The organism is Mesobacterium hydrothermale, assembly GCF_035818635.1.
Taxonomy (GTDB): Bacteria; Pseudomonadota; Alphaproteobacteria; order Rhodobacterales; family Rhodobacteraceae; genus Mesobacterium_A; species Mesobacterium_A hydrothermale.
This window is the reverse complement of the sequence record NZ_JAYLLH010000011.1, coordinates 1-19199: the sequence shown is the minus strand read 5'-3', so window position 1 is coordinate 19199 and position 19199 is coordinate 1. Positions and strand designations below refer to the sequence as shown.

Sequence of the window (19199 nt, the reverse complement as noted above, 5' to 3'; positions counted from 1 at the left end):
CCGGACTGCGGCGGGTTCACGCGTGGATCAATAGCTCATCACGCGGGTATTTTCGGCGACGATGGCGCCGGCCATGGCGCCGGGGTTGGCCACACCCACACCGTCGATCAGCACGGATGCATCCGCACCCTTGCCCGGCAGGTAGATGGCGCAGACTTCGACCTTGGCGCCCGGCTCTGCCATGATCATCTTCATCAGGCCCTGGGGGCTCATGTTCTTGGGCGGCTGGCCTGCGGTCGCGCTTTCCGGCGCGTCCTTCAGGGCGATGTCCGCTGCCGGACCGCACAGCAGGATGTGCGGGGTTACGCCTTGCTTGGCGGCCTGGAACGTCAGGACCATGGCCATCAGCTGGGTCTGCGCCTCGGGTGCAGTCACCACGGTCACAAGCTTCTCGGCGTTTTCGGCCTTGGCCGGAGCGGCGAAAGCAGCGGCTGCGATCAGCGCGGCGGTCAGGGTGCGTTTCATATGGTTACCTCTGTCGGATTAGGGTTGCCGCGGCGCGTACGGTTCCACCTTGCGGCGGTTCCGTTGCCCGTGCGCCGGGCAGATGGGAGAGAGAGACTATCGGGCAATTTCCGTGGGGCGTCGGGGCGGTCCTGCAAGACCGCCCCGGTCCCTATGTGCAGCGCGGCCCGGGACGATGGGTCAGGCTGCGGCGTTCATGTCCACGCATCAGCCGTGGAAATGGTCCTTGTTGTGGTGCTCACCCACCGGGCATTCGCCTTCACCGGCAAAGCAGGCATCGGTGCGCAGTTCCAGCCACATGGCGTTCAGAACAGCCAGAAGGGCGGCCAGAGGAAGACCAAGGATCCATGCAAAATACCACATGTTCAGGTTCCTTTCTCAGTAGGAGGTCGGGTTGCCGGTCACGTCAGCCTCGGTCACCTTGCCCCACAGGACCTTGTAGACCCAGGAGGTGTAAGCGAGGATGATCGGCATGAAGATCAGTGCCATAACCAGCATCACGAACAGCGTCAGATGCGAGGACGAGCTGTCCCAGACGGTCAAAGAGCTGTTCGTATCCACGGTCGACGGCAGGATGAACGGGAACATCGTCAGGCCAACCGAAGAGATGATCCCGGTGATTGCCAGTTTCGACCACAACAGGGTGGACACTTCGCGACCGGCGCGCAGCCCCATAACCGCCATGGCAATCCCGGCAAAGCCCATGACCGGAGCGATGATGATCCACGGACGTTCGGCATAGGCGCTGATCCAGCTGCCGCCGCGGGCGACTTCGGAATACAGCGGGTTCGACGGGCCGTCCTTGACCACTTCGCCAACGATGGCAAAGCCGTCGACCCCGATCGCAAGCCAGACACCTGCCAGCGCATAAGACGCCGCGGCCACGATCCCGGCAACGGTGCCGATCTTGCGGGCGCGTTCCTGCACCGGGCCTTCCGCCTTGAGCGTCAGCCACGCCGCGCCGTGCATAAGCAGCATAGACAGCGACACGACACCGGCCAGCAGGGCGAAGGGACGCAACAGCCCCAGGAACTTGCCGTAGAAGGTGCCGTCATACATCGGCATCAGGTCCGGGGTCAGGTGGAACGGCACGCCCAGCAGAACGTTGCCCACCGCCACGCCGAACAGCAGGGCCGGAACCGCACCGCCGACGAAAAGTGCCCAGTCCCAACCGTTGCGCCATGCCTGGCTGTCACGCTTGGAGCGGTACTTGAAGCCGACGGGACGCAGGATCAGGGCAGCCAGCACCGCGAACATCGCCAGGTAGAACCCCGAGAAGCTGACCGCGTAGAGCGGCGGCCAGGCGGCGAAGATCGCGCCACCGCCCAGGATGAACCACACCTGGTTGCCTTCCCAGACCGGGCCGATGGTGTTGATGGTGATGCGGCGTTCCATGCCGTTCTTGCCGACGAAGGGCAGCAGCGCACCGACACCCATGTCGAACCCGTCGGTCAGGGCAAAGCCGATCAGAAGGACCCCAAGCAGGGCCCACCAGACCACGCGCAGGAATTCGAAGGTGAAAAGGTCATGAAGGATCATGTGATTTACTCCGCAGGCGTGGGCGCGAACGGGCCCTGGCCATCATGGGTGCGCAGGCGGTGCTCATGGCGCTCCTGCCAGGTCGCGGTTTCCGGAACGTCCATGTACGGGCCCTTCTTGATGTATTTCACCATCAGGCTCATCTCGATGATGAACAGGATGGAATAGAAGGTGACGAACCCGGCCAGGGTGATCAGCAGGTCGCCCACCGACAGGTGCGAGGCCGACAGGGCGGTCGGCAGAACGCCGTCCACGGTCCACGGCTGACGCCCGAATTCGGCGACGAACCAGCCCAGCTCTGCAGCGAGCCACGGCGTCGGGATGATGGCGACGGCGGCATAAAGCGACCAGCGCGGGAACTGCATCTGGAAGAAGTTGGCCCGGATGAAGAAGAACACCATGACCGCGATGAAGCTGAAGCCCAGCGCAACCATCAGACGGAAGGCCCAGAACAACGGACCGACGCCGGGAATGGTGTCATTGGCAGCCATCTGGATCTGTTCCGGCGTAGCGGTACGCGGATCCTCGACGTATTTCTTCAGCAGGAAGGCAAAGCCCAGGTCGTCCGAGTTTTCCTCGAAAGCGGCGCGCACCTCTGCCGGGGTGTTGTCGCGCTGTTCGCGGATGGTCATCAGGGCGTCATAAGCCACCAGACCACGCTGGATCTTGTGCTCTGCTTCTTTCACCAGATCGTTGATGCCCGGAATGTCATGGGTCAGCGAACGGGTGCCGATCAGGCCCATCACCCACGGAATTTCCACCGCGTAATGGGTTTCACGGGCTTCCTTGTCCGGAATACCGACCAGCGTGAACGGCGCGGGCGCGTCGTGAGTTTCCCACATTGCTTCGATCGCGGCCAGTTTCATCTTCTGGGTGTGGCTTGCCGAATAGCCGGATTCATCGCCAAGAACGACAACCGACAGGGCCGAGGCCAGACCGAAGGCCGCCGCGACCGAGATCGACCGACGGGCCAGGTCCATGTGACGACCTTGCAGCAGGTACAGCGCCGAAACGCCCAGAACGAAGACCGACGCGGTCACGTAACCGGCCGACACGGTGTGCACGAATTTCGCCTGGGCGACTTCGTTGAAGACCACGTCGAAGAACGACGTCATTTCCATCCGCATGGTGTCGGGGTTGAATTCTGCGCCAACCGGGTTCTGCATCCAGCCGTTGGCGATCAGGATCCACAAAGCCGAGAAGTTCGACCCGATGGCCACAAGCCAGGTGACAACCGCGTGTGCCGGCTTGGACATCTTGTCCCAGCCAAAGAACATCAGGCCGACGAAGGTCGCTTCGAGGAAGAAGGCCATCAGACCCTCGACCGCCAGCGGCGCGCCAAAGATGTCACCGACATAGTGGCTGTAGTAGCTCCAGTTCATGCCGAACTGGAATTCCATGGTGATGCCGGTTGCAACGCCAAGAACAAAGTTGATTCCGAACAGCGAGGCCCAGAACTTGGTCATCTGGCGCCAGATCGGGCGGTTCGTCATCACATAGACCGTCTCCATGATCGCAACGATGATCGACAGACCAAGCGTCAGCGGCACGAAGAGGAAGTGATACATGGCGGTCATCGCAAACTGCAGACGCGACAACTCGATAAGTCCGAGCTCCATGTGCATTCTCCTCGGTTTGCGGCGATATTAGGCATATCGCCGATTCATATTTAACGTGACAAGCAAACCTACTTCGTAGATTTAGCTTTGGGCGTCTTGCTAAATGGCCAACCCGAGTCGGGTCTTGATCTGGATCAATTATATTCTGAATCTCAGATTTATTTTTCCACCGTCACTAGACGGTCGGCGAATTCCTGTTCTGCCGGGCGGTGTGCCGCCACCAGGATCGCCGCATCGGGCAGATAGTTTCGAATGCCGCGAAGGACCGCGCGAGCTGTCTGCGCATCAAGCCCTTCGGTCGGTTCATCAAGCAGTAAAACGTTGGGACGCCTCAACAAAGCGCGCGCCAACACAAGCCGCCGCGCCTCTCCGCCCGAGAGCCCTGCCCCGCCTTCACCCAGGATCGCCCCCAGTCCGCCCCGTCCCTCGACAACACCGGTAAGGGCACAGGCCTCAAGCACGGCCAAGGCATCGGCGTCAGTCACGTCTGCGCGAGCAAGCGACAGGTTTTCCCGGAGGCTGCCACTGACCAGGGCAGAGCGTTGTGGTAACAGCGTCAGCCATCGCCGCAGATCGTCTTCTGGCCAGTCCGCCAGATCAACACCACCAATGCGGACCGCGCCACCTGCAGCGGTGCCGACCCCGGCCAGAACATCCAGCAGCGTGCTTTTCCCCGACCCGCTGGTCCCGACGAAGGCCATCGTTTCACCTGGCGCAACGTGGAAACTCAACCCCTGCAACAGCAGACCGCCGCCGGGGCGGTTGATGCATAGGTCGGTGACGGAAATCCCTTGCCCCGCATCGGCTTTCGGTGTCGTCTTGACCACGGGAAGGGCATCGCTCTCGGACCCGTCCAGGACCCGGCCGACTGCGTCGCGGATTCGTCCGACCTCGGCAACGCCCCGGCGCAGGGGCAAAAGCGACTCCGCAAGCGAAAGCGCAACAAAAACCCCGATGGCGGCTGGCGCGGCATCGACAGCGCCTTGGGTCACCAACCAGCCCGACAGGCCAAGAACCACCGACACGATCCCGGCAATCGACACCTGCATCCAGAAACCGGCACCGGTGTCGACCCGATCCAGCCGCTCAAGCGCCGCGCGCGCCTCGACCTCGGCCCCGTCCAGCGCGGTGCGGATCGCGGGCAGTTCGCCTTGCAGAATGACATCGCGCTGCCCCCGGAACAGGCCGATCGCCTGACGGCGCAGGCGTTGCATCGCCTCTTCGGCCTCGGTCGACGGGGCAAGCGTGGCAAAGGTCACCCGCATCAGGACAATCGCCCCGCCCAACAGGTAGCCGACAAGGATCACAGCGGCGACCTGCATCGTGACCAGCCAACTGAGCACCAAAAAGACCATCACATGGGTCGTCAGGGCTGCCATCAAGGGCAGGGCCAGCCGCAACGCCACGCCGTCCAGCGCATCCACGTCCGCCGTGATCCGCGTCAAGGCAGACGCGCCACGCAGGTGCCGCAAGCGCGGGATCGGCCAGCGCGCCAACCGCTGCAACAGCGTGACCCGCAGCACCGCCAGTGCCCGCAATGTCGCGTCATGTGACATCAGCCGCTCGAAATACCGCGCCCCCGCCCGGCCAAGCGCCAGCAGGCGCACCCCCGCACTGGGGCGGAATACGTCGAACGCGATGCCGATTCCGGCCAACCCGGCGACACCAGTCGCGGTAATGAACCAGCCCGACAAACCCAGCAACGCCGCCCCCATGATCAGGACAAGCGTGCTCATTCCGGCATCGCGCAGCATGGCCAGCGGCGTGGCCTGCCAGATCAGGCGAAAGGCGCGCCAAAGGGCTTTCATATCCGGCCCTCCAGTTCCAGCACGGCACCCAGCGCGTCACGCAGACGTGGATCGTGGGTGACGGCCACAACCGTACGACCCGAGCGCGCAAGCGTACAAAGTGCGTCGATCACCTGGTCCGCGGTGGTGGCGTCCAGATCGGCGGTGGGCTCATCAGCCAGGATCACATCAGCCTGGCTGTAGAACGCCCGCGCCAGCAACAGCCGCCGCGCCTCGCCCCCCGACACGCCAGCACCAGTTTCGCCCAACCGTGTTTCCAGCCCGTCAGGCAAGGCCGCGACGATTCCTTCGGCCTTGGCGGCCTGTAACGCGGGGGCCAGATCATCACCACGCGCCGCCGGATCAAGAAACGCGCGCAACGAAACATCGCGGAAATGCACGGATTGCGGCACGTGGCCCAGCCGGGCCCGCCAGGCATCGGCGGTGTCGTCGGTCAACGGCTGACCGGCAACGATGACGTGTCCGGCACTCGCCGGCAAGACCCCTGCAAGGACGTCCAGCAGTGTCGATTTTCCGGTACCGCTCCCGCCCCAGATGGCAAGGCTGCCCCCGGCGGCAAGCTCGAAATCGGGATAGTCGATCCGCTGCTCATCGCGCCGTACCGAAAGACCCCGGACCGAGATGGTTGCAGGCCCGGCAAGCGGCGGGGTCTGTGCTCCGGTACCAAGGATGGCAACGACGTCACGAGATGCCAGATCATCGATCTCTTGCGCAACGGCCTGTGCGGCAGCGCGGTCGTGCCAGGCCGAGGCCAGATCCCGCAGCGGTTGGAAGAATTCAGGCGCAAGCAGAAGGACAAAGACGCCTTCGCCCAAGGTCAGAGGCGTGGCCCAATAGCCAAAGGTGATTTCCCCCAGAAGGGTAAAGCCCACGTAAACCGCGACCATCGCCACGCCGATGGCGGAAAAAAGTTCCAGCACGGTCGACGACAGAAAGGCCACACGCAGCACCGCCATGGTGCGTGCCCGCAGACCTTCGGCGCGTGCCTCGAAATCGATGACGGACCGGTCTGTGGCATTCAAAAGCCGCAGATCGGGCAAGGCCGAAATGCGGTCGATCAACAGCCGGTTGATATCGCCGATCTCGATCATCTGGCGTTCGCTGGCCTCTTTCGCGGCCATGCCGACTAGCGCCATGAACACCGGAATCAGCGGCCCGGCCACCAGCAGCACAAGACCGACCGCCCAGGAGACATAGAAGCTGAGGATCAGGATCAACGGCGGCACCAGCATCACCCGAGACATCGCCGGGCGATAACGCGACAGGTACGGCACGAGCAGCGCGGTCTTCTGCGTCAGAAGCGCGGCCAGATCAGCAGAGCCACCGCGCCGCGCAAGGGTGCGGGTTTCGCGGTCCATCAACCGCTGACGGCAATCCGTCAGTGTCAGGTCCGCCGCACGAAAAGCCGCACGGGCCCCGAGCCGGTCCAGCATCGCGCGCAGGATGCCAAGACAGCCAAACGCGATGGCGAGCGCCCAAAGCGGGCCAGAGACATCCGGATCGGCCCAGACCGCCACCGACCACGCAATCGCCAGCGCCTGCAACGGCCAGACTGCCCCTGACAGCGCGGCCAGCGTGGCGGCGCGACGCAAGTGCGGCTTGGCGCCCGCAGGCACGAGGCGGTTCAGGGGGGACGGTGAAGACATCAGCGGGGCATTTCGACTGTTTGGGCGTAACCTATCTTTTCAGCCCGAGACTGAAACAGGTCGGTCTGTCGCATCCCTGTGACGGCTTTGGCGCCAGGTGTCCAGCCGCTCAACCCGCGGAATCGGCCATCGTCCGCGCACTTTCGTTTTGCAGGAAGTCCTGAAAACTTTGCGCCGCGTTGCTCAGTCGCTTGCCCTTGGGGTGCACAGCGAACCACCTGCGCCGCAGCGGGAAGCCCTGCACGTCCAGTTCCGCCACTTCGCCCGCGGCCAGTTCCAGCCGCAGCATGTGGCGTGACAGGTACGCGATCCCCAGGCCGGAAATGACACCCTGCTTGATCGCTTCGCTGTCGTCGAATTCCATCAGCGCGTCCAGCGACACCCCTGCCTCGTTGAACAGCTTGTCGACGGCTTGCCGTGTGCCAGAGCCAGGTTCACGGCGGATCACCTCTTCTTGCGCGATGCGCGCCAGCGGGATGGATTTCTGGCCAACCAGCGGATGATCGGGCCGGGCGACAAAGGTGATGACGTTTTCCAGGAACGGTACGGCGGTCACCGACAGCTCTTCGGGCCAGCGCCCGATGATATAGATGTCATCGGCATTCGCGGCCATGCGCGCCAGAATCGTTTCGCGGTTGGTGATCTGCAAACGCGGCTTTACCCTGGGGAAACGTCGTTTGAATTGACCCAGCAACTGCGGCAAAAAGTACTTCGCAGAGGAAATGACGACCACCGAAAGCGGTCCCGCGACCTCTCGGTGCATGTCGCGCAAGGCCGATTCCAGCTCGTCCAGACGCTCAAGAATGTCGTGCGAAGCTTTCGCAACTTCTGCACCTGCAAAGGTCAAATGCAGGGTTTTGCCGATCTGTTCCGTTAGCGGTAGCCCAATTTTTTCTTCCAACCTTTTCACCTGCATCGACACCGAAGGCTGTGTCAGGTTCACCTCTTCAGCGGCGCGGGTGATCGACCCATGCCGCGCCACAGCATCGAAAAGGCGCAACTGCTGAAAGGTGGGAGGGACGATCCGTGGCATCGGAAATGCATCAATCTTTGTCTATGCTTGTCATAAAAAATATCTAGTGTCCCTTATTTCCGGGGTCAATTAGCAAACGATCAAAGTCGCCGTTAGAGGAGGATACAACCGTCATGGCAAAGACTTATAACGCTGGGGTGAAGGAGTATCGGGAAACGTACTGGATGCCCGAATACACCCCCAAGGACACGGATTTCCTGGCCTGCTTCAAGGTTATCGCCCAAGAAGGCGTTCCGCGGGAAGAAGCGGCGGCCGCCGTTGCTGCAGAAAGCTCGACCGGTACCTGGACCACCGTCTGGACCGACCTGCTGACCGACCTGGACTACTACAAGGGCCGCGCCTACGCGATCGAGGACGTGCCGGGCAACGATGACGCCTTCTATGCCTTCATCGCCTACCCGATCGACCTGTTCGAAGAAGGCTCGGTCGTGAACGTGCTGACCTCGCTGGTCGGCAACGTCTTCGGCTTCAAGGCCGTGCGCTCGCTGCGTCTGGAAGACGTGCGTGTGCCGCTGGCATATATCATGACCTGCGGTGGCCCGCCCAACGGCATCCAGGTCGAGCGTGACAAGCTGAACAAGTATGGCCGCCCGATGCTGGGCTGTACCATCAAGCCCAAGCTGGGCCTGTCGGCCAAGAACTATGGCCGGGCAGTGTATGAAGTGCTGCGCGGCGGTCTGGACTTCGCCAAGGACGACGAAAACGTCAACTCGCAGCCGTTCATGCGCTGGCGTGACCGTTTCGATTTCGTAATGGAAGCGATCCAGAAGGCAGAACAGGAAACCGGCGAACGCAAGGGGTCGTATCTGAACGTCACCGCGCCCACCCCGGAAGAAATGTACAAGCGCGCGGAATACGCCAAGGAAATCGGCGCGCCGATCATCATGCACGACTACCTGACCGCCGGCTTCACCGCCAACACCGGTCTGGCAAACTGGTGCCGCGATAACGGGATGCTGCTGCACATCCACCGGGCGATGCACGCCGTTCTGGACCGCAACCCGAACCACGGTATCCACTTCCGCGTGCTGACCAAGATGCTGCGCCTGTCCGGCGGTGACCACCTGCATTCGGGCACCGTTGTGGGCAAGCTGGAAGGCGACCGCGACGCGACGCTGGGCTGGATCGACATGATGCGCGACAGCTTCATCAAGGAAGACCGGTCGCGTGGCATCATGTTCGATCAGGACTGGGGCGCGATGCCGGGTGTGTTCCCGGTGGCCTCGGGCGGCATCCACGTTTGGCACATGCCGGCGCTGGTGTCGATCTTTGGCGACGACTCGGTTCTGCAGTTCGGCGGCGGCACGCTGGGCCACCCCTGGGGCAACGCGGCGGGTGCCGCAGCCAACCGCGTGGCGCTGGAAGCCTGCGTCGAGGCCCGCAACCAGGGCCGCGAGCTGGAAAAGGAAGGCAAGGACATCCTGGTCAACGCCGCCAAGTCCAGCCCGGAACTGGCGACTGCCATGGAAACCTGGAAAGAGATCAAGTTCGAATTCGACACCGTCGACAAGCTTGACGTTCAGCACCGCTAAGCGACGCGGCCCCGGGCCTGTCCCGGGGCCCCTGACCCTACCGAATCGAAAGGAATACCCCCATGAGCGAGATGCAGGACTACAAATCGTCCCTGAGCGACGTGAACAGCCGCAAGTTCGAAACCTTTTCTTACCTGCCGGAAATGGATGCCGACCGCATCCGCAAGCAGGTGGAATATATCGTGTCCAAGGGCTGGAACCCGGCGGTCGAACACACCGAACCGGAAAACGCCACCTCGAACTTCTGGTATATGTGGAAGCTGCCGATGTTCGGCGAAACCGATGTGGACGTGATCCTGGCCGAGGCCGAAGCCTGCCACAAGGCGCACCCGAACAACCACGTCAAGCTGATCGGCTTTGACAACTTCGCCCAGTCCAAGGGCGCGGAAATGGTTGTCTATCGCGGCAAGCCCGTCTGACGATAGGTGTCGCGCCGCAAGCGGCCCGACACGCGGGGGGCGCTGCCCCCCGCACCCCCCGGAGTATTTCGGGAAAGATGAACGCAGGATACAAGGAAAGTGACGGACCGATGACCGTGCATGATGCAAGCCAGTACAAGGTCGCGAAAGAACCGTTCTATCGCGTGACCGCAGGCGAAGACGCGCTCTACAAGGCCGCCTATGCCCGCCGGATGCCGGTGATGCTGAAGGGTCCGACCGGCTGCGGCAAATCGCGTTTCGTGGAATACATGGCCTGGAAACTTGGGCGCCCGCTGATCACCGTGGCCTGTAACGAAGACATGACCGCGTCCGACCTGGTTGGCCGTTTCCTTCTGGATAAGGACGGGACCAAGTGGCAGGATGGCCCGCTGACCACCGCGGCCCGCATTGGCGCGATCTGCTATCTCGATGAAATCGTCGAGGCGCGTCAGGACACCACCGTGGTGATCCACCCGCTGACCGACCACCGCCGCCAGCTGCCTCTGGACAAGAAGGGCGAACTGATCGAGGCGCACCCGGATTTCCAGCTCGTGATTTCCTACAACCCCGGCTACCAGTCGCTGATGAAGGACCTCAAGCAGTCCACCAAACAGCGTTTCGCCGCGCTGGACTTCGATTATCCCGACGCCACCGTGGAGGCCGAGATCGTCGCCCGCGAAACCGGGGTCGATCCCGATACCGCCGGCAAACTGGTGCAGATCGCGCACCGCACCCGCAACCTGAAGGGTCACGGGCTGGATGAGGGCATTTCGACCCGTCTGCTGGTCTATGCCGGCCAGATGATCGCCGAGGGTGTCGAGCCCACCGCCGCCTGCCTGATGACGCTGGTCACCCCGCTGACCGACGATCCCGACATGCGCCAGACGCTTCAGGCAGCTGTCGAGACATTCTTCGTCTGACGACGAAGTCTTCCCTGCCCCGGGGCCACCCTGGCTCCTATCCCCGCTCCTCCCTGGAACAGGGGGGTCCCGGCGCAGGACCCAACAAGACCATAGGCCAGACATGACACTGACTCTTGACGAATATCAGGCCTGTTTCGCCAAAGCGCCTGAAGACATGTACGGAACGGTCGAGGCCCTGTTCGCCGACGCCGCCCGCGTGATGAGCCCCGCCGGACTGTCGGATTACATGGAAGGCGCCAAGGGCCTGTGCAACCTGGGACGCGGCCATGACCTGGTCATGGCCTGGCTGGAAAACATGCCGCTTGTCGCCAAGGAATGCGGCGAAGACGTACTGCGCGACTGTCTGGGCGCGGCGATGAAACTCTCTTCGATGACCTCGGGCGAGGTGATCGCCCTGCTCTTTTCTTCGCTGCCGACAGCGGCGCGGCGCCTGGGTGACCCGGAACTGCTGCGCGGCTATCTGAACCTGATCCACCAGCTGTCGGCCAAGGCCTCACGCGGGCTGCGGCCGATGCTGGGCGTGATCGACGAACTTCTGTCCAAGCTGACCCTGTCCGGCCTGCGCCGCTGGGCCAATTTCGGGGCCGAGGCATACCGCCGCGACCTGGCCAACCTGACCAAATATTTCAGCCTGCAAAGCCCCGACAGCCGCAAGGTTCTGCAACAGGAGCGACGCGGCACGCTGTTCATCGACACCCAGCGCAAGCTGAACTTCTACCTGCGGGCGCTGTGGGGGCGCGATTTCTTCCTGCGTCCGACCGCCGCCGACTACGAAGGCTTCAAGCCTTATGTCGAACACCATGTGATGCACCTGCCCGACGCGGTGGACGAACTGCCAGGCCTCACCGGGGTCGAGCTTTATCGCGCGATGGCGGCGCATCAGGCCGCGCATATGCAATACACCACCCGGCCGATCTCGGCCGAACAGCTGTCGCCGGCGCAGATGTTCTTTATCGGGCTGGTCGAGGACGCCCGCGTCGAATGGATAGCAGCGCGTGATTTCCCGGGGCTGGCCAAGCTTTGGGGCCGCATCTTGCGGCTGGAACACGCGAGCGACCTGGAGCATGTCACCGTCGAGTGGCTGGAGAAATTCGCGCTGCTTCTGAATGACCCCGAAGCGCTGACCGGGCGTGAGGATCTGGACCTGCTGGGCGCGAAGTTTCACACCGAGATCGCGGAAAAATGCGCCAACAACATGCTGTCGTGGCACCTCGGGATGGAGTTGTTCCACTGCTTTGCCAGCACCCGCGACGTGCCGAGCCTGCGTATCCTCAATTCGATCCGCATTCCGTACCGTGACGACAACCGGTTCGTCTGGGAATTCAAGGAATTCGACTGGGACGCGCACGGCGCCGAATACATCCCCGCCAGCCAACGGCAGGTGCGCAAATACGTCAACGCCGTGGAGATGGCGAACGAGGTGGATTGCGAACTGGCGGGCGACGACGCGCAGGAAATCTGGATCTGCAAGGACGAGATGATGCCCTACGAGGACGCGGGCGAGGCGACCGTGTCCTTCAACGACATGTGGGGCAAAGAGCCGATCTCGGCCCCCTATCACTACCAGGAATGGGACTATCAGGTTCAGCTGTTCCGTCCGGACTGGGCCACGGTCTATGAACGCCTCGCCACCAAGGGTGACCCGCAGGTGGTTGACGACATCCTGACCGAACACAAGCCTGTGGCGCATCGCATCCGCCAGATCATCGACATGCTGTCGCCCGCAGGCGTGCAGCGCGTCAGGGGGATGGAGGATGGCGACGAGATCGACCTGAACGCCGCCGTCGATGCGATGATCGCGATCCGCATGGGCGAACAGCCCAATCCGCGCATCACCATGCGCAACGTGATCAAGTCGCGCGACCTGGCGGTGACCGTGCTGCTGGACCTGTCGGAAAGCACCAACGACTTGGTCGAAGGCTCGGACAAGACCGTTCTGGATCTGACGAAAGAGGCTGCAACCCTGGTGGCCACCGCCATCAACGGCATTGGCGACCCTTTCGCGCTGCATGGTTTTGCGTCGGACGGGCGGCACGATGTGCACTACTACAAGTTCAAGGATTTTGCGCAACGGTTCGACGACGAGGCCAAGGCGCGACTGGACGGCATGAAGGGGGGCCTGAGCACCCGCATGGGCGCGGCGCTGCGCCACGCCGGGGCGGGACTGCTGAAACAACCCGAACGCCGCAAGCTGATCCTGCTGGTCACCGATGGCGAACCGGCCGACATCGACGAACGTGATCCGCAGCACCTGCGCCATGATACCCGCAAGGCGGTCGAGGAATTGTACGGAAAAGGTGTCTTTACGTACTGCCTGACGCTGGACCCGAACGCCGACAGCTATGTCAAACGCATCTTCGGTCTGAACAACTATACCATCGTGGATCACGTGGACCGGCTGCCGGAAAAACTGCCGACGCTGTTTGCAAGCTTGACCAGTTGATCCCGATCGGGCGTTTGGTCCGGCCCATCCGCTGAGGCGCAGCGGCCTGGCTGCCCGCTGATGCGCCTGGCGACTGGATTTGGGGAAACGAAGGTGCGGATTCCTTCGTGTTCACCGCCGGTCGGACTGGAAATGACATCATCTTCGACAGGGAGTTCGTTGATCGGATCGAAATCGACATCGATGCCGCGCGATTTTCTGACTATGACGTTGATTTTGGCCCGGATGGCACAATGCTCAGTTGGACGCACCAGTGCAACCTGCCAGTGAGCGAGAGCCTGTTTCTGCTGAACGTCGACGAGGCGATGTTCAGGCACCTGGATATCGATTTTGTATGATCCAGCGACAGCCGCGCCCTGACCGGCGCGGGCAGATCGCGTTTTGCCGCGTTGAAACCCGGCATGGCCGGCATATACTCGCAGGACCAAACCCAAGCGGAGGCCACATGAACACCCCCAAGCGCTACGTCGGCATTCACAACGAAATCAACGGAGGTATGACCGACACAGCGAAGATCATTCGCGATGCTTGGGTATTCGGCCTGATTCCCGAAACCGAAACCTGCGAAGGCTGGCTGCCCGCCGGCATTCAGTCCCTGTGGGAAAAGGTCGATGCAGAATGGGAAAAATATGGCTTCCGGGTCGGTGCTTTGCCCGACGACATTCGCGCAAACTTCATGCGCATCCAGAACGCGGCGATCGCCCGCGCACGGGAAGAAGGCTGGGACGGCGAGCAAGAACTGGCGGGGGACTGACCCCCACCACGTGACGCACCAGTGGACATCAAAGAGCGACAAACGGCATGCGCGTGCCCGATACCTACCAGTCTGGAACGCGCTGACACGGGTGTCCTAGACAGCTCCTTAGAGACTAAGGTGAGAGGGCGAGAGACTGATAGGGTAAGCAAAATCAGATGGTTAGGCGCTCACCTTGCAGGTTTACTGGGTGAGCAACTGAGACATTCGAAATATCCCATGATCTCGTCCAGCCAATCTCAGGCGCAACATGGCGCAACTGCGTTGGGCGATTTTTCCAAACGCTCGCGGAACGCGGGTCGGTGTCCCCGCCCGACGCACCCCCACCCCTGGAAGGACCCAAAGCCAAGATGGATTATGGGCTACTTCGCTTACTCAACGAATTTCCCGTTCATCACGTTGTAGATGCAAGTTTGCTGAATGGTCCAAGTGCCATCGCCATCGGTCGGCATCGCCACATTTCCGTCCGCTGCGTAGCGAATGAGCAATAGGTCAAGCTCGCCCTCAACTGTCTTGCGAAGCGTCTTTGCTTTGACCCAGACGCGCGCGTCACATCGGGCAACGGTCGAATAACGAATTCTCCGGAACTCGAAATGCTCACCCGCCTTTCGCCGGTGACGATCAACTCGCCGTCCTTCACCTGTTTCGTGATCCGGTCGTATTCATGGCCATGCAGGTTTTCGATCCCCTGCACCTTGTCCACCAGATCGCCCGCCTTTTCGATGGCCCGCCAGTTCAGCCGCTCGCGCAAGAATTGCGTCTTTTGCGTGCCGGTGAAGTCATAGCCATTGATCACCCGCCGCACCCGTTCGGCAGTCAAATTGTCCGCATTCGCCTTTCCGTTCTCTTCATCCAATTGAACAAGAATGAAGCGCCTGTTGCCGCCGTCCCGTTTGTTCAGCGAAAGAACAGCGTGCCCGGTTGTCCCTGATCCGGCGAAGCTATCCAAGACTACGCTGTCTGGTCGCGTCGCAATCGTAAGGATTTTCTCCAGGAGCCGTAGCGGCTTTGGTGTCTGGAAGGGGACATCGAGATTGAACGCTGCAAGTTCCTTGCTTGCTTCATCTGTGTGACCAGAATTGGTGTGTGGCCACCAAGTTGTTGGAACAACCGTTCCCGCGTCCTCGAGATACCGCTTGTAGGATGGTGCTCCATCGCCGTTCTGGCCATAGTAATCCAATCCTGCGGCGACAATTTCCTTCCACTTGGCTTCTTCCCGCGACCAACATCTTCCGCGCGGGGGAAAACGGACGGCACCCGAAGGAGTAGTAATAGGGTAGGACAGGTTTTCCCGTACGTTTGGTGCATCCCATGGAATTGCGCGCCAAGGACCTTTGGGATCGTCGTCATTGTTGGAATATTGCTTTGCCTGGGTTTCGTCGCGCGGCAACTCATTTCGCAGTTTCTTCCATGTGTCCTTGTGTTTTGAATAGACAAGGATGTGGTTGTGAGAAAGCGAAACGTCTGTGTCGTTCGAAACTGAATACCGTGCCTGCCAAACGATATTCGTTACGAAACAATGTTCGCCGAATACCTCGTCCAAAATCAACTTTCCGCGTTGGGCTTCATTGTCGTCTAGTGTTACCCATAGGCTTCCATCTTCTGCCAACAACTCATGCAACAATCGCAGCCGGGGCCACATCATCGCGCACCATTTGTCGTGGCGCAGCCCGTCCTCGATCCCGATGGGGTTGGCGTCCAGCCATTCCCGGATCATCGGCGCGTTCACGTTGTCGTTGTGGGCATTGCTTCCCCGGCGACCACGATCAACGCGGCCCTTGCCGCCGAAGGCTTGTCCGTAGACCTTACCGAAACCGCCTTGCTTGCTGTGCCGCTCTACACCGTCACGGCGTCGGATCGTGCCCGCACCCTTGAAGTTTGTCGCAGCACCTACGCCGCAGTCGCGTGACGCAAGTTCCCTTAAGTGCCAAGGGCAACTGACCCCGGTTCGCGTTCAATGACGCGACCGGGGTTCTTTTTCACCGGAAGACTTCCCCTGTATCGGCGTTCAAATACAGGCGGTTGGCGACCGTCGCACCGCCGCAGTAGGTGAAGTAGACAGGTTGGTTGCTATGGCTTGTAGACTTCACCCAACCGCCCATGTCGCGGAAGTCGCGTTCGGTGCATCGGCGCTGCGCGATCAGCGATTGGGCTGCTTCTGCGAACGCGGTTCGGTATCGCGCGAAGTCGTCGGACCCGGCCACCAATTCTTCAATCCCCGACGCATCCGCAGCCGGATCGGGCGGGCGCATTTCCGATAGGTATTCCATCGACACCCATTCGGCGAACTGCCCGTCGGTAATGCCGTTTGCAGGGTCGCAGGCTGCGTTGCCTGTATCGACGTATTCGCTTCGACCGCCGACGCACGACGCGTCATAGCGTTGCGAAATCCGCGCCCAACCGTCGCGTTCTTCATGCACGGTCACGCCTTCGCGGAAGAACAATCGCCCGACTACACCGCAGCTTTCCGACGGGCATGTGCGACGGTTCAAGCGTTCGGACGTGACCCAAAGTCGTTCGTCACCTTCGGGCGCGGCCCACGGACGTTCATTCACTTCCGGCATTGCGGTGTCCGCAGTTTCCGGCGATGGCCCGGTTACGCCGATAAGAACGAAGCAACCGACGAAAGACGCCAAGGCAACCCAACGGCTCTTGAACGGCTTGAATGGGTAGATCACCCCGGCCAACGACACGATTGACGCCAGCGCCAGCACCAAAACAACCACAGAATTTCCGTCCAAGCCCTTATCCTCTTTAGCGATTCAATGCCGCGACCCTAACACGGATAACGTGTTTGTGTGGCCCTTTACGGGCGAAGCTGGAAGGCACCCGACTTCGCAGAGTGCGACATGCGGTCACGTCTTCGTGAGCGTTCGCCGGGCTTTCGGGCAGCCTGTGCACTTGCATTAGAGAATGTATAGAAATCCAGCCCTCTGAATTTCCGATGCAAAATCAATATCTTACAGGAAAAAGTGGCAGCCCGTAGGGGAATCGCAATGGACTATATGTAGAACATTTAATTTCACAATTACAATAAAAACAATGACTTAACGATAATCCGAATTTTCTGGATCAATATCTACTTGGGGGTTAGTTTGGGGGTCAGTTGTTCGATACCCTTAACCCCTGAGGGGTCGAGCGCTTGCTCAATTTGAGCCTCACACGCGGAGGATGCGTTCCAATGAGTACTTTGAAAGCCGCTGAACTTCCCACCTTGGCACCGAAGAAGTATCACGACGGGGACGGGCTGTACTTCGACAAAAAGAAACGCGGGGCTTGTTGGCTCTACAAATACACCTTGAATGGTAGCGCCAGAGAAATGGGTTTGGGCAGCTATCCCGAGGTTTCATTGCGGACCGCACGGGAAGAGGCAACAAAGGCGCGTGCGCTTAAGGCCCGTGGAATCGACCCGATAGACGAACGAGCCGCCGTTAGGCGGCGCGGAACCACCTTTGAAAAGGCTGCGCGAGAATATTGGCAAGTGCACTGCCAGCACTACGCCAAGCCGGAAAACTGGATCAACGGTATGGAACTCAATGTGTTTCCGCATATCGGGCGGAAACCGATAGCCTCCTTGACCGCAGAAGACCTGATCAAGTTTCTGAAACCTATTTGGGGCCGCGAGAAGACGCGGAAACTCAGGCATTGGATCAACGCTGTTATAGGCTATGTCGCGTTCGATGATCCGCGCGTTGACCGTGACTTGATGAAGTTGGTGGACAACAAGCTTGGTCCACAAAATATTGAGTACGATAATCTCACGGCGGTTCCTTGGGCTGATATCCCAAAGCTCTGGCAAGCCCTTCCACCCACTTTGGTGGGATTGAGCATGAAAGTTCTCATACTGACCGGACAACGGGTGAACCCAATTATCAGAGCCGATTGGTCCGAGTTTGATTTCAAGGAAAAAGTCTGGATCATCCCGCCGGGGCGGATCAAGCGCTGGAAACTCCCGTACCGGGTGCCCCTTTCCAAGACGATGATTGAGGTGCTGCGCGAAGCAGGTAGGCTTTGGGGTAAGGAAGGTTTGGTGTTTCCTTCGCCGACCTCCAAATCGGGTCGGCTTTCGAACAACGCCCACCGCCTTTGGCTCCACAAGCACGAATGGCGCGACGAAGAGGGTGAACTTGCGACCGCACATGGCTTGCGGAGCGCATTTCGAACTTGGATGGAAGACGCCAAGCCGCCTGTCGAATGGCGGTTGGCTGAACACATTCTCCAACACATGGGCAGCCTTGGTAACCAGACCGAACAGGCATATCTGCGGACTGACAAATTGGAACACCGTCGCGAAGTGATGGATGCGTGGGCTGAGTTCGTCGTAAGTGGGGTGAAATCAGCGCAGGCGTACCAACACTGGCAGGATGCGCTAGACGCTCAGGCTGAGCGTGGCGGGCGCACACTTCGCGAGGTGGAAGATTGGGCGCGGATGGATGCCGATGGTCAAAAGATCGAAGCCGAACATCTGGAGAAATTGCGTCAGGACAACGAGCGTCGACTTCGCGATGGTTAACGGGTGACAGATATAAGGTTGCCATAAATTATTATTGATATCAGCATGTTAGGTGATTTTTTAAGCGACGACAGCACGAAAAATTAACTTTTTCGCGGTAATACTGGGGGCGGAAATGATCAGAAGAGTCCTTTTGGCATTTTTTCGAACCCTCAAAAACCGAGAAAGAAAAAGAATGAATACACTGTCGTCAACTGAAATTCTGTCGAAGCTAAAGATTGACAGAAATTTGCATTACAGCGCGTTGCGCGACCCACGTCTGCGCTTTGTCAAGCGTGGTAATTTGCGTGTCTACACCCTTCCAAACCTTCTGGCAGTTTTGCGTGACCAAGATTGGTTCACTCCCAGAATGGAGTCGGATTTGATCCAACTTGACCACATGAAGAGAGCGGAGGTCGAAAATGCCTGACCTTACCAATCGCGTAAATCTAGTGGATTGATCGCGACAAACGAGTCCGAATTGGGATTCCCATTTGGTGCTGGCCGTGCGAGTCATGCTGATGCG

The 19199-nt window shown here is 60.4% G+C and carries 17 protein-coding genes; 7 read left to right on the top strand and 10 right to left on the bottom strand.

Features of this window, described 5'->3' with window-relative positions; all coding sequences use genetic code 11:
* Nucleotides 1-27: 27 nt before the first annotated feature.
* The 7 genes from VK792_RS09705 to VK792_RS09675 all read right to left on the bottom strand — a co-directional run bounded on the left by VK792_RS09705 (nucleotide 28) and on the right by VK792_RS09675 (nucleotide 8110).
* A complete protein-coding gene (locus VK792_RS09705; RefSeq protein ID WP_326297276.1) occupies nucleotides 28-465 on the bottom strand; it encodes a DsrE family protein in 438 nt (145 codons plus the stop codon).
* Nucleotides 466-672: 207 nt separating this feature from the next.
* Nucleotides 673-828 carry a cytochrome bd-I oxidase subunit CydX gene (cydX, locus tag VK792_RS09700; protein ID WP_326297275.1) on the bottom strand — a complete coding sequence of 52 codons (156 nt, stop codon included), beginning with the start codon at nucleotides 826-828 and terminating at the stop codon, nucleotides 673-675.
* Between the two features lie 15 nt (nucleotides 829-843).
* The gene (gene cydB, locus VK792_RS09695; RefSeq protein WP_326297274.1) at nucleotides 844-2004 is read right to left on the bottom strand and encodes a cytochrome d ubiquinol oxidase subunit II; all 1161 of its coding nucleotides are present in this window, start codon (nucleotides 2002-2004) and stop codon (nucleotides 844-846) included.
* 5 nt (nucleotides 2005-2009) lie between these two features.
* A complete protein-coding gene (locus tag VK792_RS09690; protein WP_326297273.1) occupies nucleotides 2010-3623 on the bottom strand; it encodes a cytochrome ubiquinol oxidase subunit I in 1614 nt (537 codons plus the stop codon).
* Between the two features lie 158 nt (nucleotides 3624-3781).
* Nucleotides 3782-5431 carry an amino acid ABC transporter ATP-binding/permease protein gene (locus VK792_RS09685; protein ID WP_326297272.1) on the bottom strand — a complete coding sequence of 550 codons (1650 nt, stop codon included), beginning with the start codon at nucleotides 5429-5431 and terminating at the stop codon, nucleotides 3782-3784.
* A complete protein-coding gene (locus VK792_RS09680) occupies nucleotides 5428-7077 on the bottom strand; it encodes an ABC transporter ATP-binding protein/permease (protein WP_326297271.1) in 1650 nt (549 codons plus the stop codon). Before VK792_RS09680 ends, VK792_RS09685 begins: the two co-directional genes overlap by 4 nt.
* A 109-nt stretch (nucleotides 7078-7186) precedes the next feature.
* Nucleotides 7187-8110, bottom strand: a complete 924-nt coding sequence (locus VK792_RS09675) for a LysR family transcriptional regulator (RefSeq protein WP_326297270.1) — start codon at nucleotides 8108-8110, stop codon at nucleotides 7187-7189.
* Between the two features lie 113 nt (nucleotides 8111-8223).
* Between VK792_RS09675 and VK792_RS09670 the strand changes: the two genes are divergently transcribed.
* The 4 genes from VK792_RS09670 (at nucleotide 8224) to VK792_RS09655 (ending at nucleotide 13427) form a co-directional block, all read left to right on the top strand.
* Complete coding sequence (locus VK792_RS09670) at nucleotides 8224-9642, top strand: form I ribulose bisphosphate carboxylase large subunit (RefSeq protein WP_326297269.1); 1419 nt, start codon at nucleotides 8224-8226, stop codon at nucleotides 9640-9642.
* A 62-nt stretch (nucleotides 9643-9704) separates the two neighbouring features.
* Complete coding sequence (locus VK792_RS09665; RefSeq protein WP_326297268.1) at nucleotides 9705-10061, top strand: ribulose bisphosphate carboxylase small subunit; 357 nt, start codon at nucleotides 9705-9707, stop codon at nucleotides 10059-10061.
* Nucleotides 10062-10171: 110 nt separating this feature from the next.
* Nucleotides 10172-10981, top strand: coding sequence for a CbbQ/NirQ/NorQ/GpvN family protein (locus VK792_RS09660; protein WP_326297267.1), 810 nt, complete (start codon nucleotides 10172-10174; stop codon nucleotides 10979-10981).
* Nucleotides 10982-11084: 103 nt separating this feature from the next.
* Entirely contained in the window at nucleotides 11085-13427 is a 2343-nt protein-coding gene (locus VK792_RS09655; protein WP_326297266.1) for a nitric oxide reductase activation protein NorD, read from the top strand.
* Here the strand turns inward: VK792_RS09655 and VK792_RS09650 are convergent.
* On the bottom strand, nucleotides 13370-13861 hold the full coding sequence (locus VK792_RS09650) for a hypothetical protein (protein WP_326297265.1): 492 nt from the start codon (nucleotides 13859-13861) through the stop codon (nucleotides 13370-13372). The two genes, VK792_RS09655 and VK792_RS09650, sit on opposite strands and share 58 nt — an antisense overlap.
* Before the next feature lie 11 nt (nucleotides 13862-13872).
* On the opposite strand from VK792_RS09650, the gene VK792_RS09645 reads away from it, so the two are divergent.
* Nucleotides 13873-14181 (top strand): hypothetical protein, encoded by a 309-nt coding sequence (locus VK792_RS09645; RefSeq protein ID WP_326297264.1) that lies wholly within the window; start codon nucleotides 13873-13875, stop codon nucleotides 14179-14181.
* Nucleotides 14182-14575: 394 nt separating this feature from the next.
* Here the strand turns inward: VK792_RS09645 and VK792_RS09640 are convergent, their stop codons facing one another.
* Nucleotides 14576-15898, bottom strand: a complete 1323-nt coding sequence (locus VK792_RS09640; RefSeq protein ID WP_326297263.1) for a site-specific DNA-methyltransferase — start codon at nucleotides 15896-15898, stop codon at nucleotides 14576-14578.
* Between the two features lie 262 nt (nucleotides 15899-16160).
* Nucleotides 16161-16895 carry an SH3 domain-containing protein gene (locus VK792_RS09635; protein ID WP_326297262.1) on the bottom strand — a complete coding sequence of 245 codons (735 nt, stop codon included), beginning with the start codon at nucleotides 16893-16895 and terminating at the stop codon, nucleotides 16161-16163.
* 467 nt (nucleotides 16896-17362) lie between these two features.
* Between VK792_RS09635 and VK792_RS09630 the strand changes: the two genes are divergently transcribed.
* On the top strand, nucleotides 17363-18694 hold the full coding sequence (locus tag VK792_RS09630; protein ID WP_326297261.1) for a tyrosine-type recombinase/integrase: 1332 nt from the start codon (nucleotides 17363-17365) through the stop codon (nucleotides 18692-18694).
* A gap of 175 nt (nucleotides 18695-18869) precedes the next feature.
* The gene (locus VK792_RS09625; RefSeq protein ID WP_326297260.1) at nucleotides 18870-19103 is read left to right on the top strand and encodes a hypothetical protein; all 234 of its coding nucleotides are present in this window, start codon (nucleotides 18870-18872) and stop codon (nucleotides 19101-19103) included.
* Nucleotides 19104-19199 lie beyond the last annotated feature (96 nt).

What these genes read in the sequence shown, in the direction of transcription:
- VK792_RS09705 (WP_326297276.1), bottom strand. Translation starts at nt 465, where the DNA reads ATGAAACGCACCCTGACCGCCGCGCTGATCGCAGCCGCTGCTTTCGCC.
- cydX (WP_326297275.1), bottom strand. Translation starts at nt 828, where the DNA reads ATGTGGTATTTTGCATGGATCCTTGGTCTTCCTCTGGCCGCCCTTCTG.
- cydB (WP_326297274.1), bottom strand. Translation starts at nt 2,004, where the DNA reads ATGATCCTTCATGACCTTTTCACCTTCGAATTCCTGCGCGTGGTCTGG.
- VK792_RS09690 (WP_326297273.1), bottom strand. Translation starts at nt 3,623, where the DNA reads ATGGAGCTCGGACTTATCGAGTTGTCGCGTCTGCAGTTTGCGATGACC.
- VK792_RS09685 (WP_326297272.1), bottom strand. Translation starts at nt 5,431, where the DNA reads ATGAAAGCCCTTTGGCGCGCCTTTCGCCTGATCTGGCAGGCCACGCCG.
- VK792_RS09680 (WP_326297271.1), bottom strand. Translation starts at nt 7,077, where the DNA reads ATGTCTTCACCGTCCCCCCTGAACCGCCTCGTGCCTGCGGGCGCCAAG.
- VK792_RS09675 (WP_326297270.1), bottom strand. Translation starts at nt 8,110, where the DNA reads ATGCCACGGATCGTCCCTCCCACCTTTCAGCAGTTGCGCCTTTTCGAT.
- VK792_RS09670 (WP_326297269.1), top strand. Translation starts at nt 8,224, where the DNA reads ATGGCAAAGACTTATAACGCTGGGGTGAAGGAGTATCGGGAAACGTAC.
- VK792_RS09665 (WP_326297268.1), top strand. Translation starts at nt 9,705, where the DNA reads ATGAGCGAGATGCAGGACTACAAATCGTCCCTGAGCGACGTGAACAGC.
- VK792_RS09660 (WP_326297267.1), top strand. Translation starts at nt 10,172, where the DNA reads ATGACCGTGCATGATGCAAGCCAGTACAAGGTCGCGAAAGAACCGTTC.
- VK792_RS09655 (WP_326297266.1), top strand. Translation starts at nt 11,085, where the DNA reads ATGACACTGACTCTTGACGAATATCAGGCCTGTTTCGCCAAAGCGCCT.
- VK792_RS09645 (WP_326297264.1), top strand. Translation starts at nt 13,873, where the DNA reads ATGAACACCCCCAAGCGCTACGTCGGCATTCACAACGAAATCAACGGA.
- VK792_RS09640 (WP_326297263.1), bottom strand. Translation starts at nt 15,898, where the DNA reads ATGATCCGGGAATGGCTGGACGCCAACCCCATCGGGATCGAGGACGGG.
- VK792_RS09630 (WP_326297261.1), top strand. Translation starts at nt 17,363, where the DNA reads ATGAGTACTTTGAAAGCCGCTGAACTTCCCACCTTGGCACCGAAGAAG.
- VK792_RS09625 (WP_326297260.1), top strand. Translation starts at nt 18,870, where the DNA reads ATGAATACACTGTCGTCAACTGAAATTCTGTCGAAGCTAAAGATTGAC.